Consider the following 26,140-nt stretch of genomic DNA (forward strand, 5'->3'; position numbering starts at 1 on the left):
AGCTTCAGCTCTCCGGCTGCTCGATCAGCTGCGCGAGGTACAGCGCCTCGCCGAGCTTCTCCAGCAGTTCCAGCTGGGTGTCCAGGTAGTCGATGTGGTGCTCCTCGTCCGCGAGGATCGACTCGAAGATGTTCGCGGACGTGATGTCGCCCTTTTCGCGCATCACCTTGATGCCGCGCCTCAGACGGTCGATCGCCTCCACCTCGACCTGCCGGTCGGCCTCGAACATCTCCCTGACCGTCTGCCCGACGCGCACGTGGAACAGCCGCTGGTAGTTCGGCAGCCCCTCCAGGAACAGGATCCGGTCGGTGAGCACCTCGGCGTGCTTCATCTCGTCGAACGACTCGTGCCGCGTGTACTTGGCGAGCTTCGTCCAGCCGAAGTTCTCCTGCATCTTGGCGTGCAGGAAGTACTGGTTGATCGCGGTGAGCTCGCCGGTGAGCTGCTCGTTGAGGAACTCGATGACCTCGGGGTCGCCCTGCATCGCAGAGGCTCCTTCCACGTGGGGAATCGGGGTGAGGAATCGGGGAGGCTGCCGCCGAATGATTGCACCGGTGTCGAAGATCGTCCAGTAAGTGCGTACTTAGTAAGTTAGTGCATGCTTAGTAGCAGTTGCCCGATTCGGGATATGCCCGGTCATGGCTGGTCATGTGCACCGTCCGGGGTCTGTCAGGATGGAGTCATGGGGCATCCGGTGGAGCGTGAATCTGGGGAAGAAGCAGTGTCCGAGCTTCCGCCGGGACAGCGACTCCAGCGGGGCTGGCCCGTCACGCACTACGGTCCGGTGCCCAGGTTCCGGCCCGAACGCTGGGAGTTCCGGGTCTTCGGCGCCACCGCCGACGGCGAGAAGCGCTGCTGGAACCACGACGAGTTCACGGCCCTTCCCTACACGTCCGTCGTGGCCGATCTGCACTGCGTGACGAAGTTCAGCATGCTCGGCGCCGAGTGGGGCGGCATCCCGGCCCGCACGATCCTCGAGAGCGCCCCCCCGGCCCCGAACGTCACCCATGTGATGGTGTGGGCCGAGTACGGGTTCAGTTCGAACCTGCGGCTCGCCGACTTCGCCGCGGAGCGCACGATCTTCGCCACCCACAAGGACGGCGAGCTGCTCACCGCGGAACACGGCTTCCCGCTGCGGCTGGTCGTTCCCCACCTCTACGCCTGGAAGGGCCCCAAGTGGGTCCGCGGCGTCGAGTACATGACCGCCGACCGGCGCGGCTTCTGGGAGGAGCGCGGCTACCACAACGTCGGCGATCCCTGGAAGGAACAGCGCTACTCCTACCAGGAGGGCCCGGGGGACGGGCCGGAACTCTGACGCCTGCGGCAGGGCGTCAGCCGTCCCGCAGCTTCTTCAGCCGCTCCACGTCCGCCGCGTGCCCCTCCCTGCCGCCGGGTGTCTCGATGATCAGCGGTACGCCCGCGGTGGCCGGATGGGTCATCAACGCCCGGAACGGGTCCTCGCCGATGTGACCGGCGCCGATGTTCTCGTGCCGGTCCTTGTGGGCGCCGACCACGTCCTTGGAGTCGTTGGCGTGGATCAGCTTCAGCCGGCCCTCGCCGACCGTGTCCACCAGCAGGTCGAGGGTCCGGTGCATACCGGCCGGGCCGGTCAGATCGTGCCCCGCCGCGAAGATGTGGCAGGTGTCGAGACAGACGCCCAGCTTGGGATGGGCGTCCAGCGCCTCGAAGTACGGCCCGAAGTCCCAGGTGCGGGAGCAGAGCGAGGCGCCCTGGCCGGCGGTGGACTCGAGCAGCAGGAACGGGTCGTCGTCGTGCGTCAGCTCGTCCAGCAGCGGCAGCAGGTACTCGCGCACCTGCTTCAGCGCCACCGACCGGTCCCGCCCGCCCGTCGCGCTCCCCGTGTGCACGACCACTCCCAGCGCGCCGATCTCGCGCCCCCGACGCAGCGAGTGCCGCATCGACTCCACGGACCTCTCGGCCGTCGCCTCGGTGTGCGAGCCGAAGTTGATCAGGTACGGCGCGTGCACGTACGCCGGGACCGACCGCTGCGCGCACGCCTCCCGGAACGCCTCGTCCTGCCGGGGGTTGCCGACGGGAGTGGCCCAGCCGCGCGGGTTGGCGACGAACACCTGGACCGTCTCGGCGCCCAGGTCGTGCGCGTACGACATGCCCACGGAGTGCAGACCGCCGGCCACCGGGACGTGGCCGCCGACCGGGTTGCGGGAGGGGAAGGGGGCTGAGGAACTCACCCGTTCAGGGTGTCATGCCCCGGGCACCGCCCGGTCACCGGATGGTGATCGTGATCGTCGACCCCTTGGGGGCCGTCGAGCCCGCCTCCACGGACTGCTTCTTCACGGTGTCGCCGAACAGCCCGAGCAGTCCCCGGTCCTCCTTGACCTCGAACCCGGACTGCTTCAGGAGCGACTTGGCGTCGTCGACGCTCGCACCGACCACGTCCGGGACCTCGACCATCTCCGGTCCCTTGGACAGCGTCAGCGTCACCGTGTCGCCGTCGGCGGCCTCGCTGTCCGCCTTCGGGGTCTGCGCCGCCACCTGGCCCTTGTCGAACTCGGAGGTCACCTGTCCGGGGGCGACCTTCACCTTCAGGCCGGCCTCCTCCAGCTCGGCCCTGGCGTCGGCCAGGTCCTCGCCGGTGACGTCCGGGACGTCGACCGGGCTGCCCTTGCTGACCACGAGCGAGACCGCGGTGCCCGCCCGCCGCTGCGCGCCGGCCTCCGGGGCGGTGCTGATCACGAAGCCCTTGAGCACGTCCTCGCTGAACGCCTCGGTGACCAGCCCCGGCTCCAGACCGTCGGACTTCAGCAGTTCCTCGGCCTTGTCCAGGCGGGAACCCTGCACGTCCGGCACCTTCACGATCTCCGGGCCGTCGGAGACGGTGAGCGTCACGGAGTCGTGTCTGCGGATCCGCGCGCCCGGCCCGGGGTCGGTGTCCATGACGGTGCCGCGCTTCGCGGTGTCGCTGTGCCTGTGCTCGACCTTGCCGACCTGGAGCCCGGAGGCCTCCAGCCGCGACCTGGCCTCCGCCTCCTTCTGCGTCAGCACCGCGGGGACCCTGGTGAACTGGCCGGAGTTGATGTACCAGACACCGGCGCCCACACCGAACACCAGCAGAACGGCGGCGACGAGCGCGAGCACCCCGCGCCGGGGCCGCACGGAACGGCGCCGGGGCGGCAGGGGCGGCGGGCTCTGGAACCGCGAGGTGCGGTTGAGCGGGTCCTCGCCGCCGAAGGGGGCGTCCTCGTTGACGGGCAGCGGGCGCGGCACGGTGAGCGAGCGCGGGATGACGCTCGTGCGGTCCTCGGCGTTGTCGTGCGCGGCGGACACGGCCTGCGGCGGCAGCGCGTCCAGCTGGTCCTCGGTGAGCGCGGCCCGCGCTTCCAGCGTCTGCCCGAGCAGCGCCACGGCGTCGTAGGCCCGGGCGCCGGGATCGCGGGCGGTGGCCGACGCCACGAGCTCGTCCAGTTCGAAGGGCAGCCCGGGGACCAGGGACGACGGAGGGGGGACGTCCTCGTGCAGGTGCTTGTAGAGCACGACCGCGGGGGAGTCCCCGTCGTGGGGTTTCTCGCCCGTGAGCATCTCGTGGAGCACCACCCCGCACGCGTACACGTCGACGCGGGGATCGGCGGTACCGGACTGCTCGATCTGCTCGGGAGCGAGATAGGCGACGGTGCCGAGCACGGCTCCGGTGGTGCTGGTCACGGTGTCGACGGAGCGCACCAGCCCGAAGTCCGCGACCTTGACCCGCCCGTCATCCCCTATCAGCACGTTCTCGGGCTTCATGTCCCGGTGCACGAAGCCGGCCCGGTGCGCCGCGCCGAGCGCGGCCAGCACGGGCTCCAGGATGTCGAGCGCGGCGCGCGGCTGAAGCGCCCCGCGCTCCCGCAGCACATCACGCAGAGTGCACCCGGCGATGTACTCCATGGCCAGATAGACGTACGACCCGTCGGCACCCTGGTCGAACACCTGGACGACGTTGGGGTGGGCGAGCCGGGCGACGGACTTGGCCTCCCGGATGAACCGCTCGACGAACGCCGCGTCGGCGGCGAGCGCCGGGTGCATCACCTTGAGCGCGAGCACACGGTCCAGGCGGGTGTCCACGGCCCGGTAGACCGTGGCCATCCCGCCGACCGCGATGCGCGCCTCGACGCGATACCGGCCGTCGAGCAACTGCCCGACCAGAGGGTCCTGAAGGGTCGTGTCCACGCAGGTGAGTGTACGAGCCGCCGCTGACACCTCCGCCGGTTCCACCGCGATCGCAGCGGGACTGGAGCCGACCTGTGACGCAATCCACGGCCCGGGCGACGGCCCACTCCGGAGACCGGACGGTAACGGGGCGGCCGCTCAGAAAGCGGGGCGTTCGGGGTCCAGCACCGCCCGGCCCTCCACGGGGGAGGAAGCCTCGGCGAAGTAACGGGGCGGGATCCGGCCGGCCAGCCGGGCCAGCCGTCCCGCCTCGACGCCCGCCCGCATGGCCGACGCCATCCGCTCGGGATCGCGCGCCCGCGTCACCGCCGACGCCAGCATCACCCCCGCACACCCCAGCTCCATGGCCAGCGCCACGTCCGACGCGGTGCCGGCGCCCGCGTCGAGAATCACCGGCACGCGCGCGTGCTCGACGATCAGCTGGAAGTTGTGCGGGTTGCGGATGCCCAGTCCGGAGCCGATCGGAGAGCCCAGCGGCATCACCGCCGCGCACCCCACGTCCTCCAGCTTCCTGGCCAGCACCGGATCGTCGTTGGTGTACGGCAGCACCGTGAACCCGTCGTCCACGAGCGTCTCCGCCGCCTCCAGCAGCTCGATCGGGTCCGGCAGCAGCGTGCGCTCGTCGGCGATGACCTCCAGTTTGACCAGATCGGTGCCCAGCGCCTCCCGCGCCAGCCGGGCCGTCAGCACGGCCTCCCCGGCGGTGAAACACCCCGCCGTGTTCGGCAGCACCCGGATCCCGAGCCGGTCGAGCACCGACAGCACTGAGCCGTGCACCGACGGGTCCACCCGCCGCATGGCGACCGTCGTCAGCTCGGTCCCGGACGCCACCAGCGCCCGCTCCAGCACCTCCAGGCTGGGCGCGCCTCCCGTACCCATGATCAGACGGGACGAGAACGGCGTGCCGCCGAGGACGAAAGGATCGTCGGCCATGACTCAGCCTCCCTGGACGGCGGTGAGGACTTCCACCCGGTCACCGTCGCTCAGCGCCGTGGACGGCCACTGCGCGCGAGGGACGACGGTCTCGTTGAGCGCGGCGGCCACCCCGGAGGGCGCCGGCGTCAGCGACCGTACGACGGTGTCGAGAGCCGTGCCGGGAGCGAACTCCCGCCGCTCCCCGTTGACCGAGACGTTCACGCGGGCGCTCCCGTGGGCGTCACCTCGGGCGTTCATGCGGGCTGCTCCGTGAGTGCGGCGGCGCCGAAGCGCCGGGGCGTGAAGGGGCGGGCCTCGTCCGGGAGCTCCCCGGTGGCCAGGACGTGCGCCATCGCGTCGCCCGTCACCGGTGTCAGCAGTACGCCGTTGCGGTAGTGGCCGGTGGCCAGCGACAACCCCGGCAGCTCCGTGGGCCCGAGCAGCGGCGCGTTGTCCGGGGTCCCGGGCCGCAGCCCCGCGCGCGTCTCCGTGAGCGGCAGCTCGGTGATGCCCGGAACCAGCTCATGGGCGTCGCGCAGCAACTCGTACACGCCCCCCGCCGTCACCGTCGTGTCCCAGCCCAGCTCCTCGCTGGTCGCGCCCACCACCAGCTCGCCGTTCTCCCTGGGGACCAGGTAGACCTGGCTGCCGCGCACCACGGCCCGCACGGTCCGGCTCAGGAACGGCGCGTACCGCGGCGGCACGGTCAGCCGCAGCACCTGGCCCTTCACCGGCCGCACGGGGGGCAGCACGTCCTGCGGCACCCCCGCGAGCCGCCCGCTCAGACTCCCGCCGGCGAGCACCACCTGACCCGCCTCCAGCGCCGTACCGTCCGGCGTGACGACCCCCGCGGCCCGCCCGCCCACCACGGACAGCCGCTGGGCCCGCACCCGGTGGAAGACCACGCCGGCCCGCTCGCACGCGGCCAGCAACGCGCCCGTCAGCCGCCGCGGGTCGATCTGGTGGTCGCCGTCCACCCGCAGGCCGCCCCGCACCCCCGGGGCGAGCAGCGGCTCCAGCCGCCGGCACTCCCGTCCGGAGAGCCATTCCGACTCCAGCCCCGACTGCTGCTGGAGGGCGTGCAGTTCGCGCAGATGGGCGCGGTCGTCGGAGTCCAGCGCGACCGCGAGCGTGCCGCAGCGCCGGTAGCCGAGGTCGTGCCCGGTGAGCTCCGTCAGCTCGGCCGCGAAGTCCGGATAGCGGCGGGCGGAGGCCAGGTTGAGGCCGAGCAGGGTCTGCTCGCCGTGGTGCAGTTCCGTGACGGCGGCCAGCATCCCGGCCGCCACCTGGGCGGCCCCGCCGCCCGGCGCCGGGTCGGCCACCGCCGTGGCGAAGCCGCGCTGCGCGGCCCGCCAGGCCGTGACGAGGCCGATGATCCCGCCCCCGATGACGAGGACGTCTGACGTACGTGGAGACGACATGGGCGTCCAGCCCCTCCCTTCGCCGGCATGACCCGGATCAGGTACGTACGGTCGGAGGCCGCCAGCCTCCCTCTCAGCCCGGTGCGTCCGGACTCCCGCGAGTGCTCTAGGTTGGCCACCCTAGCCGGACGCCGCGCGCCTCAGTAAGGGAGCCTCCGCTCATGCCCGTCTCGCTCGACGGCCTCGTCCTCGCCCCGGTCGCCGACCAGGCGCCGGGCCAGGTCGGCACCCGTACCCGCTTCGCCTACCACGAACGCGGCGGCCAGATCTGGGCGGAGTACGCGGGCGGTGACGTCGTACGCGGACATCTGGTGGGTACCCGCGAGGGGGACCGGCTCGACTTCCGGTACGTACAGCTCAAGCACGACGGGACGACGTCCTCGGGGCACTGCGTGTCGACGGTCGTACGACTCCCGGACGGCAGGGTGCGGCTGGAGGAGACCTGGGCATGGGAGTCGCAGGAGGGCAGCGGCACCAGTGTTGTGGAGCAGGTCACGGCGCACGACGGCTGACTGACAATTCGTCAGCCACCTAAGGTGATCAGGTGAGCGAGCAGAGGCAGGAAGAAGGCGGCCCGTCCGGGCGGCGCGTGGTGGTCGTCGGCGCGGGCATGGCCGGGGTGCAGACCGCCGTCGCCCTGCGCGAACAGGGCTTCGACGGCACGGTGACGCTGATCGGCGCGGAGCCCCACCAGCCCTACGACCGCCCTCCGCTGTCCAAGGCCGTTCTGCTCGGCAACGCCGAGGGTTCCGCCTTCGACGTCGACTTCGAGGGCCTCGGCATCGCGCTCGTGCTCGGTCGCGAGGTCCTCGGCCTGCGCCCCGCCGACCACGAACTGGACACCGGGACCGGTCCCGTCCCCTACGACGTCCTCGTCCTCGCCACGGGCGCCGAGCCGGTCCGGCTGCCCGGCGCGGAGGGTGTGCCCGGCGTGCACCTGCTGCGCACCCTGGACGACGCGCAACGGCTGCGGCCGGTTCTCGCCCGGCAGCACGACGTCGTGGTCGTCGGCGCCGGCTGGATCGGCGCCGAGTTCGCCACGGCCGCGCGGGAGGCCGGCTGCGCGGTCACCGTCGTCGAGGCCGCCGACCGGCCGCTGGCCGGGGCCCTGCCCGCCGAGGTCGCCGCCCCGATGACCGCCTGGTACGCCGACCACGGCATCGTTCTGCGCGCCCACACGCGCGTGGAGCGCGTCGAGCCCGGCGCGGTCGTCCTCGACGACGGCTCGAGGCTGCCCGCGGGCGCCGTCGTGGTGGGCATCGGCGCCCGCCCCGCCACCGCCTGGCTGACCGGCTCCGGCGTCACGCTCGGCGATCACCGCGAGGTCGTGGCCGACGCCCAGCTGCGGACCTCCGTGCCGGACGTGTACGCGGTCGGCGACTGCGCCTCCTTCCCCTCGGGCCGGTACGGCGAGCGGCTCCTCGTCCACCACTGGGACAACGCCCTCCAGGGTCCGCGCACGGTCGCGGCGAACATCATCGGCGAGGCCACCGGCGAACCCCCGGCCGTCTACGACCCCGTCCCGTACTTCTGGTCCGAGCAGTTCGGCCGCTTCGTCCAGTACGCCGGACACCACGCCGACGCCGACCGCGTCCTGTGGCGCGGCGACGCGTCGGGTCCGGCCTGGACGGTGTGCTGGCTGCGCGAGGACCGCCTGGTCGCCCTGCTGGCCGTGGGCCGGCCGCGCGACCTCGCCCAGGGCAGGCGGCTGATCGAGTCGGGCACACTCATGGACCCGCGGCTCCTCGCGGACCCGGCGAGGCCGATGAAGGCGGCGACGGCCGGGGCCTGAACCCCTGCTCGGACCGTCCCGGCTTCCGACTGTCAGCGGCAGATGGCAGGCTTGTTCCCGTGACCGAGATTGACGCAAAGACCGATGCTCTCGTCCCCGCCTGGCTCACCGTGCCCGACATCGCGGAGATGCTCGATGTCGACGTGATCCGCGTCCGGCAGCTGATCAAGGACGGCCAGCTCATCGCCGTGCGCCGTGGAGAGAACCGCGCGCTGCACGTCCCCGCCGCCTTCATCGACGGGGACAAGGTGGTGAAGGGCCTGGTCGGGACCCTGACCCTGCTGCGGGACGACGGCTTCAAGGACGAAGAGATGCTCGAGTGGCTCTTCACCCCCGACCCGAGCCTGCCCGGCACGCCCGCGCAGGCCCTGAGTGAGAATCGCGGCACGGAGGTGAAGCGCCGCGCCCAGGCGCTCGCCGTCTGACCCGCTCGTTCGATCCGACACCCGGCGTACGGGGGCGCTCTCTCCCGTACGCCGCCCTGGGGGAATTCCGTATGCCCGACACCGCCCGCACCCGCCTGGCCGGCGCCCTGCTGTACCTCTGCACGGACGCCCGCACCCGCCAGGGCGACCTTCCGGAGTTCCTGGACGCGGTCCTCGCGGGCGGTGTCGACATCGTCCAACTGCGTGACAAGGGCATGGAGGCAGCCGAGGAGCTGGAACACCTCGAGGTGTTCGCCGACGCCTGTGCCCGGCACGGCAAGCTGCTCGCGGTGAACGACCGCGCGGACGTCGCGCACGCGGCGGCCGCCGGTGTCCTCCACCTCGGGCAGGGCGATCTGCCGGTCCCCGCGGCGCGCGCGATCCTGGGCGAGGACGTCCTCATCGGCCGCTCCACGCACGCGGAGGCGGAGGCCGAGGCCGCCGCCGCCCAGGAGGGCGTCGACTACTTCTGCACGGGCCCGTGCTGGCCCACACCGACCAAGCCCGGCCGGACCGCCCCCGGCCTGGACCTGGTCCGGTACACCGCCTCCCTCGGCACCGACCGCCCGTGGTTCGCCATCGGCGGTATCGACCTCGGCAACCTGGACGAGGTGCTGGCGGCGGGCGCCCGCCGGGTCGTCGTCGTCCGGGCGATCACCGAGGCGGACGATCCGGGCGCCGCGTCGGCGGAGTTCAGGAAGCGGCTGAGCGAGGTGTGACCGGCCGCCGGCCGGCCCGGGCCCGTTCTCCCCGTCCGCGGGCGGGGAGTGACCAAAGCCCTGTCCAAGGGATGGACAACAAGTCGACAAACCGGGCAAATGTCCCGCATCCGGTTGGGGGACCGCCCACCCCTGACTAACCTGCGGGTATGGCCCTAGGAACCGCATCCACCAGGACGGACCGCGCGCGCACCGTGCGGGACATGCTGGCGACCGGCAAGACGACGTACTCGTTCGAGTTCTACGCGCCGAAGACGCCCAAGGGTGAGCGGAGCCTGTGGAACGCGCTGCGCAGGGTCGAGGCGGTCGCCCCCGACTTCGTCTCGGTGACCTACGGCGCCGGCGGCTCCACCCGGGCGACCACGGTCAAGGAGACCCAGCAGATCGTCGTCGACACCACCCTCACGCCGGTCGCGCACCTCACCGCCGTGAACCACTCCATCGCCGAGCTGCGCAACATCATCGGCCAGTACGCCGACGCAGGGATCCGCAACATGCTCGCCGTGCGCGGTGACCCGCCGGGCGACCCGATGGGCGCGTGGGTGGCGCACCCCAGCGGCCTCACCTACGCGGCCGAACTGGTCAGGCTCATCAAGGAGTCGGGCGACTTCTGCGTGGGTGTCGCGGCCTTCCCCGAGATGCATCCGCGCTCCGGCGACTGGGACACGGACGTCGCGCACTTCGTCGACAAGTGCAGGGCCGGTGCCGACTACGCCATCACGCAGATGTTCTTCGAGCCCGAGTCGTACCTGCGCCTGCGCGACCGGGTCGAGGCCGCCGGCTGTGTGACTCCGGTCATCCCCGAGGTCCTGCCGGTGACGAGTGTGAAGATGCTGGAAAGCCTGCCCAAGCTCAGCAACGCCCACTTCCCGGCCGCCCTGAAAGAGCGGATCCTCACAGCCAAAGACGATCCGGTCGCTGTACGCTCCATTGGCATCGACTTCGCCACGGAGTTCTGCGCTCGGCTGCTGGCCGAGGGAGTGCCCGGACTGCACTTCATCACACTCAACAACTCCACGGCGACGCTGGAAATCTACGAGAACCTGGGCCTGCACCACCCGCCGCAGGCCTAGACCGGTCGCACCGATTTACGACACACTGCGTAGCGGCCACTGGGAGAGGGGCGTACATGGGCTGGACGGTCCTCTACATCGCGTTTGGCTTCGTCGCGCTGTGGCTGCTCGGCGAGGTTCTGTTGCAGTACAAGGCGCGGCTGCGCTGGAGGCTGCTCGCCTTCGTCGGCTTCCTGGGCGTCGTCCTCGGTGTCCTGATCCCGTCGGTGGTCGTCATCGCGCTGGGTGCGGCCGCCTTCGCGGTCGGCCAGACCTACGTCACGCTGTCGTTCCGGCGCGGCTTCGCGGAGGGCTGGGCCTTCCGGCGTGGCGACGCGGACACGGACGGTGACGACGGTCCGGTCGCCAAGCGCCGCCGCGGCAAGGCCGAGCGCAAGGACCCCACGCTCGAGGTGTCCGGTCTGGAAGCGGGCGAGGCCGGGGCCGACCCGCAGTACGGCGCCGACCACCGCGCGTTCGGCCAGGACGAGAACGCCTTCGGCGACCGAAGCACCTTCGGGGACGACGACTACGACCGCGACGACGTCTTCACTCCCGCCCGCGCCGCCGACCCCTCGGCCGCCGGGACCACCTCCGTCTACGAGCCGCAGCCCATGCCCGACGACACCGGCTCCTACGGCGTCTACAGCGACACCGCGTACGCCAACGCGACCGGCCAGGGCCAGGGCCAGTCGCAGGGCCGGCCCCAGGACCAGTACGCGACGGCCGCCCAGGGCGCCGACCAGAACTACGGGTACGACACGTACTCCGAGTACCACCAGCAGCAGTACGGCTACGACGCCACCGGCGAGCAGCAGTACGCCGCCTACTCCGACCCGTACATCGGCACCCAGACCTACGGCGGCGGCTCCTACGACGCCAACTACGGCCAGCAGCAGTACGGGCAACAGGGCTACGCCCAGGAGCAGTACGGCACGGGCGGCTACGGGGAGACCCCGTCCGGCGGCGTCTGGGTCCCGCAGCAGCGCAACACCGACGACCCGCTCGGCGGTGAGTACCAGCCCGAACAGCAGCAGTACCCGTACCAGGGTGACGGGCAGCAGCAGGGCCACGGCCAGGGCAACACCGGCTACGACGAGCAGTACCGGTTCTGACCGCCGCGTTGCGCTCGGCACGCCCCCTGCCGGGTGAGCCGTGTGCTCCGGGTCCGGTGGGAACTCACTGCGAGCCGCGGAACTGCGGGCCCTCCACGATCAGTCCGGACACCAGCGCGCCCGACATGCCCGCGTGCGGCAGTCCGCCACCCGGGTGGGACCAGCCGCCCACCGTGAACAGGCCCTGCAACGCGGTGGAGTTGGCCGGGTGCAGCAGCCGCCCCCCGGCCGCCGCCAGCGCCGGCGCCGGGACCGACCCGCCGGCCGCACCGGTCTCCCGCGCGATGTCGGCGGGGGAACGCACCTCATGCCACAGGACGCGGTCGCGCAGACCGGGGACGGCCCGCTCGGCGGCGGCCATCAGCGCGTCCACGTGCTCGTCGCGCGTCTCCGCCCCGGCGGGCACCACGGCACTGAGCGTGACCGCCTCGTGGTCGCCGTCCGGGACGAGCGCCGGGTCGCCGGGCCGCAGCACCGTGGTCGTCGGCCGCGCGGGCACCGACGGCATCCTGCCGAAGAGGCTCTCCAACTCCGCGTCGCGGTCCCGCGTGTGCACCACAGTCCGGTGCGCGGTCCCCTCCGGCCGGGCGCCGCGCAGCGCGAGCAGCACGGTCAGCCGGCTCGGCAGGCCCCGCTGCGGGGCGACCTCGCCTTCCGCGCGGGCGGGCAGACCGCCGGCGCTGCCGGGAGCGACCACGAAGTCCGCCTCCCGCACCTCGCCTCCGGCGAGTTCCACGCCCACCGCCCGGCCGTCCTTCTCCAGGATCCGGGTGACCTCGGCGCCGAAGACGAACTCCACCCGGCGGGCGACACAGCGCTCGTGGACCGCGCGGGCCAGCTCCCGCAAGCCCCCGCGCACGTACCACATGCCGAAGGCGTGCTCCATGTACGGCAGGACGGCGGCGCTCGCCGGGGTGACCCGCGGGTCCAGGCCGTACGCGAGCGCATGGCCCTCGACCAGCGCCGCGAGCCTGGGGTCACGCAGCTCCCAGGCGCCGACTTCGGCGAGGGTGCCGGCCACGCGGGTGCGCAGCAGCCGCTTGTGCGGGACCGCCGGGTAGGGCTCGCGGGCGGCCAGCACCGACCAGTCGGGCCACAGCGGCTCCTCCAGGAGCGGACGGCGGGTGCGGTCCCACGCCTCACGGGCCCGGACCAGGAAGTCCCCCCAGCGCTGCCCGGCAGGCGCCCCGAGCGCCTCGTCCAGCGCCGTGACGACACCCGCGCGCGAGGCGTTCGGCAGTGACACCTCGGTGCCGTCCGCGAAGACGTGCCGCGCGGACGGGTCGACCTGGACCAGCTCGACGCAGTCCTCCAGCGGCTCCTTGCCGGTCTTGACGAAGAGGTCGCGGTAGACGGCGGGCAGGGGCAGCAGAGCGGGCCCCGTGTCGAAGGCGAACCCGTCCCGCTCGAAGCGGCGCACCGCTCCGCCGTACGTCTGCGTACGCTCGTACACCGTCACCCGGTGGCCCGCCACGGCCAGCCGGGCGGCCGCCGCCAGCGCGCCCATCCCGGCGCCGATCACCGCAATCCCTGCCATGCCCGTGACCTTATCGGCCGCCACCGACCGTCACCGGGTCAGGCCGGTGGCGGCGGCCACGGGTGCCGCTCCAGCCGGCGTTCCTCACGCCGTTGCGCCCTGCGCCTCAGGAACCGGCGGATCCGGGACACGAGGAAGAACAGGACCAGCAGCCCCGCCAGCAGCAGGGCGCCCGCGACGACCGAGGCGGCCACCGGATGGAAGATGGCGAACGTCACGATGCCGGCGACCCCGAGATCCTCGGCCAGGCTCACCACCACGTTGCTGAACGGCTCCGGCGAGGTGTTGACGGCCATCCGGGTGCCGGCCTTGACGGCATGACTGGCCAGCGCCGTCGAGCCGCCGAGCAGGCCCGCCGCCGCATCGGAGAGGGAACCGCTCTGCCCGGCGAGCAGCGCGCCGACCCAGGCTCCCGCCGCCGGCCGGACGACGGTGTGCACCGTGTCCCACGCCGAGTCGAAGTACGGGATCTTGTCGGCGACCGCCTCGCAGAGGAACAGGAAGCCCGCGACGATGAGCACCTCGGGGCGCTGCAACGCCTCCGGGACGTCGTCGCTCAGGCCGGTCGCGCCGAACACGCCGAGGAGCAGCACCACCGCGTAGGCGTTGATGCCGCTGGCCCAGCCGCTGGTGAACACGAGGGGGAGTACGGACACGGACGCGATCGTAGCCAGTCGGCGGCACGGCGTCCTGGGGTTGAGCGCGCAGAGCTGAGTACACGTACCTAGGGGAGGAGATGAGTACGCGCACGGATGGGGCGGACCTGCGCGAACGGGAGAGTGGTGGCACGGAAGGGGGCGCGGCTCCGGCACCGGCGACACGGGGCGCCGGAACGGAGCGGCCCTCGATCCGCTCCTTCCGCCGGCGGTTTCGGCGGGAGCGAGACGCGGGGGGCACCCCGGGGGAACGACCGCACGGGGGAACAACGGGGGAAACGGGGGACGACGGGGGAACGGGGGGAGCACGAGAGAGCGCCGGTTCGAGGCGGCCCACGGGGGACGTGGCCACCGCGGACCGGCGCTTTCGTGCGCCCGCACGCGCGGGTGCGGGCCGGTGCCGCGCTCGCGCGTGCAGGCCGCCGCCGCGGCTACGGGCGTCCGCTGACCCGCCCCTGGAGCAGCCGCGACAGCGCCGAATGGACGTCGTCCAGGGACCGCTCCGGCTGGAAGGCCTGCCAGTCCAGCGCGGCCACCAGCACCATGCCCACCAGGGCCGCCGCCGTCAGCTGCACATCGATCTCCTCGCTGAACTCGCCGTTCTCGACGCCCTCGCGCAGCACCCCCTCGACGACGGCCACCGCCTCCTGCCTGACCACCATGAGCGTGGACTGCCAGGCCCGGTTGGTGCGCCACAGCTCGGCCACGTAGAGCTGGGTGAAGGACGGGTAGCGGTCGATGAAGACGAGTCCCGCGCGGACCATCGCGTCCAGGGCGTCGACCCTGCTGCCGCCCTCGCGGGCCGTGCGCTCGGCCGCTTCCCGCAGTGAGGCGGTGAGCAGACCCACGCCATGCCTGAGCAGCTCCTCGAAGAGGACCGACTTGCTCGCGAAGTTGTAGTAGACGGTGCCCTTCGCGACGCCGGCCCGTTCGGCGATCTCGTCCACTGTCGTCGCGGAGAAGCCCTGCTCGGCGATGAGCGTGACGGCTGCCTCGTAGAGCTTCTGCCGGGTGGCCTCGCGGCGGGTGCGGCCGCCCGGGGTGGTGCTGCTTTCCATGGTCTCGATTGTCACAGGTACCCCGCCCGCCGGACGCCCGATCCTCACAGGCTCAGCTCCGGGTGCAGCCGGTCCACGGTCCAGACCTGGCGGCGGCGTGCCGACAGGGCGGTCAGCGCGAGAGCGCCCGCGGTGAAGGCGACGAGCACCACGCACGCGTGCCACACCGGTCCCGGACCGCCGCCCGTGATCAGCCTGCGCAGCGCCTCGACGACGTAACTCATCGGCAGGTAGGGGTGGATGGCGCTGAAGAAGCCGGGGCTGGTCTGCACCGGGTAGGTGCCGCCGGCCGAGGTCAGCTGGAGCATCAGCAGGGCGAGGACGAGGATCCGGCCCGCTGCCCCGAAGCGCGCGTTGAGCCACTGCACGAGGGCCGCGAAGCACGCAGTCACCAGGAAGAGGAAGCCCACCGTGCCGGCCGCGTGCGCCATCTCCAGGCCGATCGCCCAGTGCAGCACGGCCATCAGGGCCGTCGTCTGGAGCACGCCGATCGCGACCACCGGCAGCCAGCCCGCCAGCGCGATCCGCCACGCCGGGGCGCCCGCGGCGAGCGCGCGCCGGTTCATCGGCGAGATCAGCATGTACGCCACCATGGCGCCCACCCACAGCGACAGCGGGATGAAGTACGGGGCGAAACCGGTGCCGTAGTTGGGTGCCTTGTGCAGGTCCTGCGAGGCGAGCTGCACCGGGTCGGCCATGACGGCGGTGCGCGCGTCCCGCTGCCGCGCGTCGTAGTCGGGGATCTGCCCGGCGCCGTCGTGCAGGCCGTCGGCGAGCTTGCCGGAGCCGTCGGAGAGCTTGTAGATGCCGCCGTTGAGGTCCTGGGCACCCGTCTCGAGCTTGGTGACGCCCGCGTCGAGGTCGACCGACCCGGTCCTGGCCGTGCCGATCCCGGTGTGCAGCGCCTTGGCGCCCTTGGCGACCTTGGCGGCGCCCGTGTTGAGCGCGTTGACCTTGGTCACGGCGTCGTCGAGGTCCTCGGAGAGATGCGGGGCGCTGTCGGCGAGCGACTGCGCCTGCTTCTGGAGGGCGGCCAGGTTCGTGCGGAGCGTCTTGAGGTCGCCGTCCTGGTCGGCGACGAGCGTGTTGAGGTCGTCGGCGACCTTCGCGACGTCGGCGGCCGCGTCCTTCGCCTTCTTCAGGTCGGCGCACGCGGTGTCGGGCAGCACCGGCGTCTCACAGCGTGCCTCGTACACGGCGGCGAGCGTGTCCGAGGCCGTGTGGGCACCCTCGGCGGCGGTCGGCGCCACCTTCACCAGGGTCGCGAGGTTGTCGCGGATCACCTTGGCGGAGTCGGCCACCAGCTGGGCGGTGTCCCCGATGGTCTTCTCGTTCTTCTTGACGAAGGGCCCCAGGGTGTCGGCGACCCCGTTGACCTTGTCGGCGAGTGTCTGGGTGCCGTCCGCGACCTTCTGCGACCCGTCCTCGAGGTCGTCGGCGCCCTTGTCGAGCTTCTTCAGGCCCTTCGCCAGCTTGCCGCTGCCGTCCTGGGCGTCGCTCAGCCCGTCGGCGAGGTCCTTGGAGCCCTTCTCGGCCTTACCGATTCCCCCGGTGAGGTCGTCTGCCCCGTCGGCGGCCTTCGCGGTCGCGCCGTGGATGTCGGAGAACGAGACGAAGATCTTGTCGAGGAAGGACCGCGAGGCCTTCGTGGACGCCGCCCTGCGCACCTCGCCGAAGACCGTGCGCGAGATCTGCCCGACGATGTAGTTGTTCGCGTCGTTCGTGCGTACCTGGAGGGCGCTCGTCTCGGGGGAGTCGCCCGCGCTGGAGGCGATCCGCCTGCTGAAGTCGGCCGGCATGGTCAGTGACAGGTAGTACCTGCCGTCCTCCACGCCCGCACGCGCCTCGGCTGCGCTCACCTCACGCCAGTCGAAGACCTCGCTGTCGCGCAGGCCCTTGGTGATGTCGTCCCCGGCGCTGAGCCTCTTCCCGTCGGCGGTGGCCCCCTTGTCGTCGTTCACGAGCGCCACGGGGATGCGGTCGAGGTGCCCGTACGGGTCCCAGAACGACCACAGGTACAGCGCGCCGTACAGCAGGGGCAGCAGCAGGAGCGCGACGAGAGCGGCCCGGGGAAGCCTGCCCCGTCCGAAGCGCCGCAGCTCAAGGACGGCCAGTCTCGGCGATCGCATCCGTCTTCTCCTCTTCCTGCTCGGTGCCGGTGGACGGGGTGGAGCCGGCGGGCTCGGCGGGCTCGCTGGGCTCCTTGGGCTCGGCGGGCTCGGTGGGCTCGCTGGGCTTGACGGACTGCGTCGATGCGGCGGTCCCGGTGGACGCGTCGGGCAGGGCGATCGAGCCCGTGGAGACCACGACCGCGCCCTCGGGGGCCTCGCCGCACACCGCGAGGACCGTCGTCCCGGCCTCGGCGAGGGACCTGAGCAGAGCCCAGGCCTCCTCCCGCTCGGCGTCCGCGAGCTTCAGGTCGACGTCGTCGACGCCGAGGAGGCCGGGGCGCCCGATGAGCGCCAGCGCCACGGACAGCCGCAGCGCTTCGAGCCGCTCCAGATCGCGGACGGCGGTCCGCGGCCCCTTGGGCAGGGATTCCTGGTCGAGCCCGGCGGCCGACAGGGCGGCGTCGACGCGCAGCCGCACCCCGGCCGCCCGCTCCGCGCGCGGTCGCAGCAACTCGCGTACGGAGCCGCCGAACCGCCGCTCCAGCAGCGCCCGTTCGCGCAGGTGCTCCCCGACGGTCAGGGCCGGGTCGAGATCGGTCACGCCGGTGACGTGCGCGAGCGCGCCGACGCGCCGCACGGCCGCCGACTGCTTCGGCAGCCGTGCCCCGCCCACCGTCGCCGTCCCCTCGGTGGCCTTCATCCGCCCGGTGAGGGCGAGCAGCAGGCTGGTCCGGCCGGAGCCGGAGGGCCCCTTGACCGCGATCAGCGAGCCGGGCTCCGCGTCGACGCCGATGCCTCGGAACACCCATCCCCGAGGGCCTCGGAGCCCGAAGCCGTCGGCTGTGACACCGACTCCGTCCACAGGTCCCCCTGGTTTCAACAATTTGAACTGACTGGTCAGTGCAAAAAATAACCCGAACCTGCGCTCGAAGCAAAAGCCCAGGTCAGAACGGATTGTCAGTGGCATACCGCACGATGGGCCCATACGGCACCCCGTATCGGGGCGTGCCGTCACACAGACGACAGGAGGTTCGTCATGGCCACCTACCACGCAGCCGCCGCACACCGGCGCCGCGCCACCGGCCCTGCACCCTCACTGAACGGCCCGGCGAGCGATGTGCACCCCGTGCTGCGCCGCACCACGGCCCCGCCCGCCGCCCTCGACCTGCTCGCCCAGGCCCGCGCCGGGCTCGACGAGGCGGCCGTCCTCGAAACCCCCAACGAGCGCTACGCGACGGCCCATCTCGCGGCCCTGCGCACCGCGGCGGCCGTGCTCGCCGCCCGGGGCCGCCCGGAACCCTCCCCGCGCCGCCGGGCCCGCATCCGCAGCGCCTGGGAGGTACTCCCCGAGATCGCAACCGAACTCGCCGAGTGGAGCGCGCTGTTCGCCTCCGGAGCCCGGCGCCGCGCCCGGGCCGAGGCGGGCATCCAGGGCGCGGCCACCCGACGGGACGCCGACGACCTGATACGCGACGTGGCGATGTTCCTCCGTCTCGTCGAACGCATGCTGGTGCTCCAGCCGGTCCTGCCGCAGCCACGCCAGGAGGGGGACGACCCGGACGGCTCCGGGGCGGGGCGTGACCTCCCGGACGCGGGCTGACGTGGGCCCCCGCCACGGCGTACCGCCGTGACCGGGCGAGGTGCCGGAGGCAATAGGGTGGAAGGCGCCTGAAGCCTTCTCTCCGCCCGCCCGCTCTGCGGGCCGGACCGGCCCGGGGAGGCAGCCCGTTCGCTCCGCCGCGCAAGAGGCGGTGCCGCGCCGAGGAGTCAACTGCCGTGTCGGACCCGATGCGCCCGCCCGTCTCCCCCCACCGCCCCGGAACGACCCCGCAACGCTCCGAAACCCCTCGGCCCCGGGCCGCCCTCCGCACCGCCGTGGTCTGGGAGGTCCTCCAAGAGGCTCTCGATCGCCGGGTCAAGGCGACCGGGCGGGAGTCGCTCGACGTCCTCGACACCGGCGGCGGCAGCGGCAACTTCGCGGTGCCCGTCGCCCTCCTCGGGCACCGGGTCACGGTCGTCGACCCCAGCCCCAACGCGCTGTTCGCCCTGGAGCGCCGTACGGCCGAGGCCGGCGTCGCCGACCGGGTCACGGGTGTCCAGGGCGATGCCCACGGACTCTTCGACGTGGTCGAGCGGGGCGGCTTCGACGCGGTCCTGTGCCACGGCGTCCTGGAGTACGTCGACGACCCGGCCGAGGGTGTCCGCAACGTGGTGGCCGCGCTGCGTTCCGAGGGCGTCCTCAGCCTGCTCGCGGCGGGCCTCGGCGGAGCCGTGCTCGCGCGCGCCCTCGCCGGCCACTTCAAAGAGGCCCGGCAGGCCCTCACCGGCCCGGACGGGCGCTGGGGCGCGGGCGACCCCGTGCCGCGCCGTTTCACGGCGGAGCAGCTCACCTCCCTGGTCGAGGGCGCGGGCCTGCGCGTCGGGTCGGTGCACGGCGTGCGGGTCTTCGCCGATCTCGTCCCGGGTGTGCTCGTGGACACCGAGCCCGGCGCCCTGGAAGCCCTGCTGAAGCTCGAGGAGGCAGCCGCCGCGCTGCCCGCCTTCCACTCCGTGGCCACCCAGCTTCATGTGCTGGGGGAGACACGGGGGACCGACGGGACCTGAGCGTCTCCCGGGGCGGAGCGCTGATCAGGGCCTTGGCCGCGCATGGAGTACGCCACAGGCCCCCCGTTCGGGCGCGCTGCGCCGTATGATCGGGGGAGACCGCCCGGCATGACGGGTCGGCCGCCGGGGAATGGAATCCTCAGCGAGTCGGGACGTCCATGACGGGATCCGGTTGGCCAATTGGCGTAGAGGGGCGGGTTTCACGGGGGCGATTCCCTGCCTATCCTGAAGGGACCCCCCGGGTCGCCCCCCGGCGACTGCACGATGAGGAGGACTCCGTGCCGCTCTCGGAGCACGAGCAGCGCATGCTCGAGCAGATGGAGCGAGCGCTGTACGCCGAAGATCCCAAGTTCGCGTCGGCGCTCGAGGGAAGCGGGCTGCGTACGTACACCCGGCGGCGGGTCTACCAGGCGGTCGCAGGCTTCCTCGTGGGTATCGCGCTCCTCATGGCCGGTATGGTCGCCAAACAGGTCTGGCTGAGCGTGGTGGGCTTCCTCGTCATGCTGGGCTGCGCGGTTCTCGCGGTGACCGGCTGGCGCAAGGCCCCCAAGCCGGGCGAGCAGTCCTCGGCAGGAGCCCCGGGCGCCCCGCACACCCGCGTGCAGGGTCGGCAGAAGCGCTCCATGATGGACCGGATCGAACAGCGCTGGCAGCGCCGCCGTGACGAACAGGGCGGTCACTGACATCCCGACATCACCCACAGACGGACAGTGTTGAGGGGCGACCACCCGGCCGGGTGGTCGCCCCTCAACACTGTCCCGCCACAACCCGACCCCGCCCCGCCCCGACCCCGCCTGCCGGGCCCCGAGCCGTGCCAGACCCCCGCCGACCCCGTGCCCAGCGCTTAGGGCCCGCCCCAGGGCCACCACCCCGGGCCTCACCTCTGGACCCTCCTGAACCCGGCCCCCGCCTCGCGCCCCGCGCTGTGGGCGCGTGTCAGGTGAGGCCTTCCGCCGATGCGTCGCGGGTTGTGCCCGTGGCCGTGTCGTGCCGACGCGAGGGGTCCCGGGGCGCGTGCCAGGTCGGGCCACGACGCCCCGCCCCGCGCTGTGGGCGCGTGTCAGGTGAGGCCTTCCGCCGATGCGTCGCGGGTTGTGCCCGTGGCTGTGTCGTGCCGACGCGAGGGATCCCGGGGCGCGTGCCAGGTCGGGCCACGACGCCCCGCCCCGCGCTGTGGGCGCGTGTCAGGTGAGGCCTTCCGCCGATGCGTCGCGGGTTGTACCCGTGGCCGTGTCGTGCCGACGCGAGGGGTCCCGGGGCGCGTGCCCCGTCCCGCAGACCTCGCGTCCGGGGCCGCCCCGGCAGAGGCTGGGGCCGGGCCCCCCAGCCTCTGCCGGCCGCCCCAGGCCTCCTCGGGCTCGCCCCAGGGCCTCCTCGGGCCCAGGGCGGCTCCTCCGCCTCGGGGCCGGTTCGGCTCACAGGGCGGGCGGATCGGATCTCTCGGCTCAGCCGCCCTGCTGCTGGCCTGACGGGCGGCGTACGAGGGCTGCCAGACGAGCCGCCCAGGACGCCTTGCGGGACTTCCAGCGGTCGGACAGGTCCCATACCGCGCGGACGGCCGAACGCGGCGCCACGACGGCACGCACGCGCGCGGACCAGCCGGCCTTCTCCCGCAGAGCCGCCCGCACCCTGCGGACGTCGTCGGCGAGCCCGGCCTCGGCCCTGGGTTCCGGGGCGAACAGCACCTGTTCCACGGCGCCCGCGACCCGGTGCACCGAACGGCCCACAGTCTCGTCCAGCTCCCCGATCCGGACGATCCGCGCCGCCGCCCGCCGTGGGGTCAACGCCTCGTTCGGCTCGATGCCGTAGTCCCAGGCCGTGTCGGTCAGCTCGCGCCACACTGCCAGCACATGCCCGACGGCCACGTCGTCGGCCTCCTGCGGCGGCACGTCCAGCAGGACTCCCGGACCGGTGTCGTCCGGCTGCTCACCGTGGGCGCCGTCCTTGCGCCGGCCCGGGGGCGCCCCGGCCTGCGAGGACGTGGAGTGCTGAGCGGACGCCAGCCGCACCGAACGCCGTCGCAGCCGCCACAGCATCGGCAGCAGCGGTACGGCGAGTACCGCCAGGCCCAGCAGCGTCCACCCGGCGATCGCGTACCAGCGGGGACCGTCGCCGTCCTGCTGCGTCGGGTCCAGCGGCAGCGCCGCGGCGCACCCCTCGAGCTTCTTGTCCTGGGCCGAGCAGCTGGTGCTCGCCGAAGGCTCGGTCGAAGGCGCCGCGTTCGCCGAGCCGGAGGGCTGCGGCAGCGCGGGGACGTCCTCGCCCGTGCTGTCGGGCAAGGTGTAGGTGGGCGTCGAGCCCCGGGTCGGGGTCGGCTCGAAACGGGTCCAGCCGACACCCTCGAAGTACAGTTCGGGCCAGGCGTGCGCGTCCTTCAGCCCGACCGCGACCGAGCCGTCCGACTGCGGAGTCCCCGGCGCGAAGCCCACCGCGACCCGCGCCGGTATGCCCAGCGTGCGGGCCATCGCGGCCATCGCGAACGAGAAGTGGACGCAGAAGCCCTGCTTGTCCCGCAGGAAGCGGGCGATCGCGTTGGAACCGCTGCCGACCTCGACCTCGGTGTCGTACTCGAAGCCGCCCGTCACCGCGAAGTAGTTCTGGAGCTCGACCGCCTTCTGGTAGTCGCTCGTGGCGCCCTTGGTGATCTCCCGGGCCTGCCGTGCCACCACCGGCGGGAGGGAGTCCGGAACCTTGGTGTACGCACTCTTCACGGAGCCGGGCGCGTTGGGTGCCGAGGCCAGCTGCTCCGCCGTCGGCTGCACATCCAGGCTCGTCACCTGGTACGTCTTGCCGCTGGTGTTCTGGCCGTGGTCGCCGACCAGTGTCATGCCGACCGGCTCGTACCGCCAGTTGCCCTTGATCCGGACGCGGCTCGGCGGGTACGGCATCGGCAGCCAGTCCTGCGCGTACCCGGCGGCGGCCGCGATGCGGGTGGTGATCTCCGCGCGCTTGACGTCCGGGCCCAGTCCGGTGGGCGAGGGGAACTCGTCCGGGACGGCGACGATGTGACGCTTCGCCGGTTTCCACGTCGTGCCGTCGAAGTCGTCGAGCGACACGATCCGCAGGTACATGTCCGAGATGTTCGCCGCGTTGGTCCGCAGCGTGAGGACCGTGCGGTCCTCGTCCACGTTCAGGCTGTCGCGCAGCGAGACGAGCGGGTTGACCGCGGAGATGGTGCCCCCGCTGCCGTTGCCCATGCCCACGCCGGTGCCCGTGCCGCCCAGCAGGCCGCCCTGTATGGCGGGCAGCGGGAGGAGCGGCACCACGAGGGCCACGCCCAGCGCGGCCATGCCGATCCGCCGGCCGGTGCGTACCGGAGCCACCGGGCCGGGTTGCTCGCCCGCTCTGCGCGGCCCGCCGCCGAAGACCCGGCCCCACTGCGAGAGCCGCTCCCGGCCCTCGGCGAGCAGCAGCATCAGATAGCCGGCCGCGGCGACGAGGAACCACAGCCAGTCGGTCGCCCCGTCGGACAGGCCCGCGGCGACCGAGTACAGCGCCAGCAGCGGCAGACCGGCCGGAGCCGCGTTGCGGTAGGTCACCGCGAGGGTGTCCACCGCCAGGCCGATCACCAGCACGCCGCCGATGACCATCAGCCGGATGCCGTCGGACAGCGGGGCCGGGATCGCGTACCGCCCCACGTCGTCGGCGCCCGTCTGGAGCAGATCACCGAGGTGGCGGAAGACGTCAGGGCCGGGAACGAGGCCGGCGAGGGCGTACTCCCGGGCGAACAGCAGGGTCAGCAGCACCAGCGTGACCAGGGACTGGGCGGCCACGGTCAACGGCCGGGCCATCGGCACCCGCCGGGTCGCCACGCCCACCCCGGACTGGATCGCCAGCAGGAACGCCGCCTGGAGGAGCCAGGTCGCCGGGGTGACGAGAGGCAGCATGGCGCACGCGGCCATCAGCGTCGCCGCCGCCGAACACAGCGTCATCCGAGCCCGCCCGCTCATGCCCTGCCCTCCCCGCCGCTCGTCCCGCCCGCCGTCGTCAGACCCGCCCGCTCACGGTCCGCCTGGCGCCACAGCTCGCTCAGCGAAGCGCCCCGCGGCACGCTGAGGGCCGTCCAGCCCGCCTCGCGCAGCATCCGCAGCCGCTCCTCCTGCCTGTTCATCGGATCGGGTGCGCCGTTCGGTTCACGCACCCAGCTGTCCCCGTCCAGCAGGAAGGCCACCGCGCCGCCGCTGCGCTGGCGCATCTTCGCGGCCACCGCGGCCTGCTCCTCGTCGAGATCGCCGAGAAAAGCCACCAGCAGCCCCTCGTTGCCGCCGCGCAGCACGTCGTACGACCGGGACAGGCCCGTGCCGTCGGAGTGGTCGACCACCGCGAGGGTGTCCATCATCAGACCGGCCGCGTCCGCCGACTCCTGGCTCGGACCGGCGAATCCGTCGGCGCCCTCCCCGGGCACCGAGTCGCCCGTGTCCGTCAGCAGCCGCACCGAGAAACCCCGCTCCAGCATGTGCACCAGCGCGGAGGCCGCGCCCGAGACCGCCCACTCGAACGCGGAGTCCGGGCCCGCCCCCTGGTAGGCCAGGCCCCGGGTGTCCAGCAGCACCGTGCAGCGGGACCGCTGGGGCTGTTCCTCGCGGCGCACCATCAGCTCGCCGTAGCGGGCGGTCAGCCGCCAGTGCACCCGGCGCAGGTCGTCGCCGTGGCGGTAGGCGCGCGGGATCACGTCGTCCTCGCCGGCCAGCGCCAGCGAGCGCTGCCGTCCGTCGCCGTACCCCTTGGCCTCGCCGCTCAGACGGACCGGGGGCAGCGGCTCCACGCGCGGGATCACCGTCAGGGTGTCGTAGGTGGAGAAGGCCCTGGTGAGCTCGCACATGCCGAACGGATCACTCAGGCGCAGCTGGAGCGGGCCCAGCGGATAGCGGCCGCGCAGGTCGGAGCGGACCCGGTAGGAGACCTCGCGGCGGCCGCCCGCCTCGACCCGGTCCAGGACGAAGCGGGGACGCGGGCCGAGCACGTAGGGCACCCGGTCCTGGAGCATCAGCAGGCCGGTGGGCAGCCGCGAGACGTTGTCCATCCGCAGGTGGACGCGGGCCTCGCTGCCGGCGGGCACGCGCGCGGGGGAGAGCCGTCGGCTGCCCGCGACCCGGTAGCGGGTGCGGTAGACGACGGCCGCGCAGATCAGCGGCAGTGCGGCGAGCAGCAGCCCGACCCGCAGCAGGTCGGGCTGTCCGAGCACATAGGCGCAGATGGCGGCCGCGATGCCGGCGGCCAGGAAGGAGCGGCCGCGGGTGGTCAGACCGGCCAGGGCCGTGCGTGCGCCGCTTCTCTCGCTCTTGTCCCCGCGGCCCGTCGACGACTGCCCGGCCCCGCCGGCGGCCATCACAGCCTCCGCGACTGCTGGCCGTACGCCGGTGTGCCGTGGGCCAGCCCGTACCCGTGCTGCTGGGGGGAGGCGGGCACCGAGGTGTGCTGGATGATCTCCTCGACGACCTGCTCCGCCGTGCGGCGGTTCAGCTGCGCCTGCGCGGTGGGCAGCAGACGGTGGGCCAGGACCGCCACGGCGAGGTTCTGCACGTCGTCCGGCAGCGCGTAGTCCCGGCCGCTGAGGGCGGCGGTGGCCTTGGCGGCGCGCACCAGGTGCAGCGTGGCGCGCGGGGAGGCGCCGAGTCTGAGGTCGGGGTGGGTGCGGGTGGCGGAGACCAGGTCGACCGCGTATCGGCGGACAGAGTCGGCGACGTGGACACCGCGCACGGCGTCGATCAGCTTCACGATCTCGTGGGCGTGGGCGACCGGCTGAAGGTCGTCCAGCGGGCTGACCCCGCCGTGCACGTCGAGCATCTGGAGCTCGGCCTCCGCGCTCGGGTAGCCGATGGACACCCGCGCCATGAAGCGGTCGCGCTGGGCCTCGGGCAGCGGGTACGTGCCCTCCATCTCGACCGGGTTCTGCGTGGCCACCACCATGAACGGGCTGGGGAGCTCGTAGGTCGTCCCGTCGACGGTGACCTGGCGCTCCTCCAGTGATTCCAGGAGCGCCGACTGCGTCTTGGGCGAGGCACGGTTGATCTCGTCGCCGATCACGATCTGCGAGAAGATCGCGCCCGGCTTGAACTCGAATTCGCGGCGCTGCTGGTCCCAGATGGACACACCGGTGATGTCCGAGGGCAGCAGGTCGGGCGTGAACTGGATACGGCGGACGGAACAGTCGATGGACTTCGCCAGTGCCTTGGCGAGCATCGTCTTGCCGACGCCCGGCACGTCCTCGATCAGCAGATGCCCCTCGGCGAGGAGCACGGTCAGCGAAAGCCGTACGACCTCGGGCTTGCCCTCGATCACTCCCTCCACCGAACTGCGGACACGCTCCACAGTGGCGGTCAGATCTGTGAGGCTCGCTCGCTCGTCATAGGTCGTCACCCGGCCCTCCTCGGCCCAAAACTTTCTCCGGGCCGACGCTCTGTGCGGCAAACCGGCCCACCCCGAATCACGGACGCCGTCCAAGAACTGCTCAGCGTGGCGTCACACCCGCATTCTTGCCGCCGTTACCGATTCGTGTCACTCGCCTGTGGACAACTGTCCGCGATATGTCGGTGTTATGGCCATATGG

Annotated in this window: 24 protein-coding genes and 1 riboswitch; of the genes, 10 read left to right on the forward strand and 14 right to left on the reverse strand. The window is 72.7% G+C overall.

Annotated features, from left to right (window positions below; all coding sequences use genetic code 11):
- Window positions 1-4: 4 nt before the first annotated feature.
- Window positions 5-484, reverse strand: a complete 480-nt coding sequence (bfr, locus tag OHS71_RS29890; RefSeq protein ID WP_328482427.1) for a bacterioferritin — start codon at window positions 482-484, stop codon at window positions 5-7.
- 198 nt (window positions 485-682) lie between these two features.
- Here bfr and OHS71_RS29895 point away from each other — a divergent pair, with 198 nt between their 5' ends.
- Window positions 683-1,315 carry a sulfite oxidase-like oxidoreductase gene (locus OHS71_RS29895; RefSeq protein WP_328482428.1) on the forward strand — a complete coding sequence of 211 codons (633 nt, stop codon included), beginning with the start codon at window positions 683-685 and terminating at the stop codon, window positions 1,313-1,315.
- A gap of 16 nt (window positions 1,316-1,331) precedes the next feature.
- On the opposite strand, the gene OHS71_RS29900 is transcribed toward OHS71_RS29895, so the two are convergent.
- From OHS71_RS29900 to thiO, 5 genes are all read right to left on the reverse strand, one after another.
- Window positions 1,332-2,210, reverse strand: a complete 879-nt coding sequence (locus tag OHS71_RS29900; protein WP_328482429.1) for a deoxyribonuclease IV — start codon at window positions 2,208-2,210, stop codon at window positions 1,332-1,334.
- 34 nt (window positions 2,211-2,244) lie between these two features.
- Entirely contained in the window at window positions 2,245-4,185 is a 1,941-nt protein-coding gene (gene pknB / locus OHS71_RS29905; RefSeq protein ID WP_328482430.1) for a Stk1 family PASTA domain-containing Ser/Thr kinase, read from the reverse strand.
- A 138-nt stretch (window positions 4,186-4,323) separates the two neighbouring features.
- On the reverse strand, window positions 4,324-5,118 hold the full coding sequence (locus tag OHS71_RS29910; protein ID WP_328482431.1) for a thiazole synthase: 795 nt from the start codon (window positions 5,116-5,118) through the stop codon (window positions 4,324-4,326).
- 3 nt (window positions 5,119-5,121) lie between these two features.
- Window positions 5,122-5,322: a sulfur carrier protein ThiS gene (gene thiS, locus OHS71_RS29915; protein WP_328484688.1), complete on the reverse strand. Its 201-nt coding sequence runs from the start codon at window positions 5,320-5,322 to the stop codon at window positions 5,122-5,124.
- 32 nt (window positions 5,323-5,354) lie between these two features.
- The gene (thiO, locus tag OHS71_RS29920) at window positions 5,355-6,521 is read right to left on the reverse strand and encodes a glycine oxidase ThiO (protein WP_328482432.1); all 1,167 of its coding nucleotides are present in this window, start codon (window positions 6,519-6,521) and stop codon (window positions 5,355-5,357) included.
- Window positions 6,519-6,630: riboswitch (TPP riboswitch) on the reverse strand. Its footprint overlaps the gene before it by 3 nt.
- Window positions 6,631-6,682: 52 nt before the next feature.
- Between thiO and OHS71_RS29925 the strand changes: the two genes are divergently transcribed.
- The 6 genes from OHS71_RS29925 to OHS71_RS29950 all read left to right on the forward strand — a co-directional run bounded on the left by OHS71_RS29925 (window position 6,683) and on the right by OHS71_RS29950 (window position 11,624).
- Window positions 6,683-7,033: a hypothetical protein gene (locus tag OHS71_RS29925; protein WP_328482433.1), complete on the forward strand. Its 351-nt coding sequence runs from the start codon at window positions 6,683-6,685 to the stop codon at window positions 7,031-7,033.
- 77 nt (window positions 7,034-7,110) lie between these two features.
- Window positions 7,111-8,313: an NAD(P)/FAD-dependent oxidoreductase gene (locus tag OHS71_RS29930; RefSeq protein WP_328484689.1), complete on the forward strand. Its 1,203-nt coding sequence runs from the start codon at window positions 7,111-7,113 to the stop codon at window positions 8,311-8,313.
- Between the two features lie 59 nt (window positions 8,314-8,372).
- Window positions 8,373-8,738, forward strand: a complete 366-nt coding sequence (locus tag OHS71_RS29935) for an Rv2175c family DNA-binding protein (RefSeq protein ID WP_057580009.1) — start codon at window positions 8,373-8,375, stop codon at window positions 8,736-8,738.
- A gap of 71 nt (window positions 8,739-8,809) precedes the next feature.
- Window positions 8,810-9,457, forward strand: coding sequence for a thiamine phosphate synthase (gene thiE, locus OHS71_RS29940; protein ID WP_328482434.1), 648 nt, complete (start codon window positions 8,810-8,812; stop codon window positions 9,455-9,457).
- A gap of 149 nt (window positions 9,458-9,606) precedes the next feature.
- Window positions 9,607-10,530 carry a methylenetetrahydrofolate reductase [NAD(P)H] gene (gene metF, locus OHS71_RS29945; RefSeq protein WP_328482435.1) on the forward strand — a complete coding sequence of 308 codons (924 nt, stop codon included), beginning with the start codon at window positions 9,607-9,609 and terminating at the stop codon, window positions 10,528-10,530.
- 56 nt (window positions 10,531-10,586) lie between these two features.
- Window positions 10,587-11,624: an SCO2102 family sporulation regulator gene (locus tag OHS71_RS29950; RefSeq protein WP_328482436.1), complete on the forward strand. Its 1,038-nt coding sequence runs from the start codon at window positions 10,587-10,589 to the stop codon at window positions 11,622-11,624.
- A 64-nt stretch (window positions 11,625-11,688) separates the two neighbouring features.
- Here OHS71_RS29950 and OHS71_RS29955 read toward each other — a convergent pair whose 3' ends face one another.
- The 5 genes from OHS71_RS29955 to OHS71_RS29975 all read right to left on the reverse strand — a co-directional run bounded on the left by OHS71_RS29955 (window position 11,689) and on the right by OHS71_RS29975 (window position 17,848).
- Window positions 11,689-13,161 (reverse strand): phytoene desaturase family protein, encoded by a 1,473-nt coding sequence (locus OHS71_RS29955; protein ID WP_328482437.1) that lies wholly within the window; start codon window positions 13,159-13,161, stop codon window positions 11,689-11,691.
- A gap of 38 nt (window positions 13,162-13,199) precedes the next feature.
- Window positions 13,200-13,817, reverse strand: a complete 618-nt coding sequence (locus OHS71_RS29960; RefSeq protein WP_328482438.1) for a DUF4126 domain-containing protein — start codon at window positions 13,815-13,817, stop codon at window positions 13,200-13,202.
- A 431-nt stretch (window positions 13,818-14,248) separates the two neighbouring features.
- Window positions 14,249-14,875 carry a TetR/AcrR family transcriptional regulator gene (locus OHS71_RS29965; RefSeq protein ID WP_328482439.1) on the reverse strand — a complete coding sequence of 209 codons (627 nt, stop codon included), beginning with the start codon at window positions 14,873-14,875 and terminating at the stop codon, window positions 14,249-14,251.
- Window positions 14,876-14,919: 44 nt separating this feature from the next.
- On the reverse strand, window positions 14,920-17,004 hold the full coding sequence (locus tag OHS71_RS29970) for a YhgE/Pip domain-containing protein (protein ID WP_328482440.1): 2,085 nt from the start codon (window positions 17,002-17,004) through the stop codon (window positions 14,920-14,922).
- Window positions 16,976-17,848 carry an ATP-binding cassette domain-containing protein gene (locus OHS71_RS29975; protein ID WP_328482441.1) on the reverse strand — a complete coding sequence of 291 codons (873 nt, stop codon included), beginning with the start codon at window positions 17,846-17,848 and terminating at the stop codon, window positions 16,976-16,978. The genes OHS71_RS29970 and OHS71_RS29975 overlap by 29 nt, the downstream gene beginning before the upstream one ends.
- 174 nt (window positions 17,849-18,022) lie before the next feature.
- Between OHS71_RS29975 and OHS71_RS29980 the strand changes: the two genes are divergently transcribed.
- The 3 genes from OHS71_RS29980 (at window position 18,023) to OHS71_RS29990 (ending at window position 20,273) form a co-directional block, all read left to right on the forward strand.
- Entirely contained in the window at window positions 18,023-18,586 is a 564-nt protein-coding gene (locus tag OHS71_RS29980) for an SAV_6107 family HEPN domain-containing protein (RefSeq protein WP_328482442.1), read from the forward strand.
- A gap of 176 nt (window positions 18,587-18,762) precedes the next feature.
- Window positions 18,763-19,590, forward strand: coding sequence for a methyltransferase (locus OHS71_RS29985; protein WP_328482443.1), 828 nt, complete (start codon window positions 18,763-18,765; stop codon window positions 19,588-19,590).
- Between the two features lie 278 nt (window positions 19,591-19,868).
- Window positions 19,869-20,273: a DUF3040 domain-containing protein gene (locus OHS71_RS29990; RefSeq protein ID WP_328482444.1), complete on the forward strand. Its 405-nt coding sequence runs from the start codon at window positions 19,869-19,871 to the stop codon at window positions 20,271-20,273.
- Window positions 20,274-21,035: 762 nt separating this feature from the next.
- On the opposite strand, the gene OHS71_RS29995 is transcribed toward OHS71_RS29990, so the two are convergent.
- Genes OHS71_RS29995 through OHS71_RS30005 form a run of 3 tightly spaced genes read right to left on the reverse strand, consistent with a single transcriptional unit; the run spans window position 21,036 to window position 25,950 of the window.
- Window positions 21,036-23,540, reverse strand: a complete 2,505-nt coding sequence (locus OHS71_RS29995; RefSeq protein WP_328482445.1) for a transglutaminase TgpA family protein — start codon at window positions 23,538-23,540, stop codon at window positions 21,036-21,038.
- Entirely contained in the window at window positions 23,537-24,919 is a 1,383-nt protein-coding gene (locus tag OHS71_RS30000; RefSeq protein WP_328482446.1) for a DUF58 domain-containing protein, read from the reverse strand. The genes OHS71_RS29995 and OHS71_RS30000 overlap by 4 nt, the downstream gene beginning before the upstream one ends.
- Window positions 24,919-25,950: an AAA family ATPase gene (locus OHS71_RS30005; protein WP_328482447.1), complete on the reverse strand. Its 1,032-nt coding sequence runs from the start codon at window positions 25,948-25,950 to the stop codon at window positions 24,919-24,921. The genes OHS71_RS30000 and OHS71_RS30005 overlap by 1 nt, the downstream gene beginning before the upstream one ends.
- Window positions 25,951-26,140 lie beyond the last annotated feature (190 nt).

The sequence above is a fragment of the Streptomyces sp. NBC_00377 genome, from assembly GCF_036075115.1.
In the GTDB taxonomy this organism is placed as follows: domain Bacteria; phylum Actinomycetota; class Actinomycetes; order Streptomycetales; family Streptomycetaceae; genus Streptomyces.

Excerpts from the sequence above, each read along its gene's own strand:
- thiE (WP_328482434.1), top strand. The coding sequence starts at position 8,810 with ATGCCCGACACCGCCCGCACCCGCCTGGCCGGCGCCCTGCTGTACCTC.
- OHS71_RS30000 (WP_328482446.1), bottom strand. The coding sequence starts at position 24,919 with ATGGCCGCCGGCGGGGCCGGGCAGTCGTCGACGGGCCGCGGGGACAAG.
- metF (WP_328482435.1), top strand. The coding sequence starts at position 9,607 with ATGGCCCTAGGAACCGCATCCACCAGGACGGACCGCGCGCGCACCGTG.
- OHS71_RS29970 (WP_328482440.1), bottom strand. The coding sequence starts at position 17,004 with ATGCGATCGCCGAGACTGGCCGTCCTTGAGCTGCGGCGCTTCGGACGG.
- OHS71_RS29955 (WP_328482437.1), bottom strand. The coding sequence starts at position 13,161 with ATGGCAGGGATTGCGGTGATCGGCGCCGGGATGGGCGCGCTGGCGGCG.
- OHS71_RS29925 (WP_328482433.1), top strand. The coding sequence starts at position 6,683 with ATGCCCGTCTCGCTCGACGGCCTCGTCCTCGCCCCGGTCGCCGACCAG.
- OHS71_RS29910 (WP_328482431.1), bottom strand. The coding sequence starts at position 5,118 with ATGGCCGACGATCCTTTCGTCCTCGGCGGCACGCCGTTCTCGTCCCGT.
- OHS71_RS29965 (WP_328482439.1), bottom strand. The coding sequence starts at position 14,875 with ATGGAAAGCAGCACCACCCCGGGCGGCCGCACCCGCCGCGAGGCCACC.
- OHS71_RS29950 (WP_328482436.1), top strand. The coding sequence starts at position 10,587 with ATGGGCTGGACGGTCCTCTACATCGCGTTTGGCTTCGTCGCGCTGTGG.
- OHS71_RS29995 (WP_328482445.1), bottom strand. The coding sequence starts at position 23,540 with ATGAGCGGGCGGGCTCGGATGACGCTGTGTTCGGCGGCGGCGACGCTG.
- thiO (WP_328482432.1), bottom strand. The coding sequence starts at position 6,521 with ATGTCGTCTCCACGTACGTCAGACGTCCTCGTCATCGGGGGCGGGATC.
- OHS71_RS29980 (WP_328482442.1), top strand. The coding sequence starts at position 18,023 with ATGGCCACCTACCACGCAGCCGCCGCACACCGGCGCCGCGCCACCGGC.
- OHS71_RS29895 (WP_328482428.1), top strand. The coding sequence starts at position 683 with ATGGGGCATCCGGTGGAGCGTGAATCTGGGGAAGAAGCAGTGTCCGAG.
- bfr (WP_328482427.1), bottom strand. The coding sequence starts at position 484 with ATGCAGGGCGACCCCGAGGTCATCGAGTTCCTCAACGAGCAGCTCACC.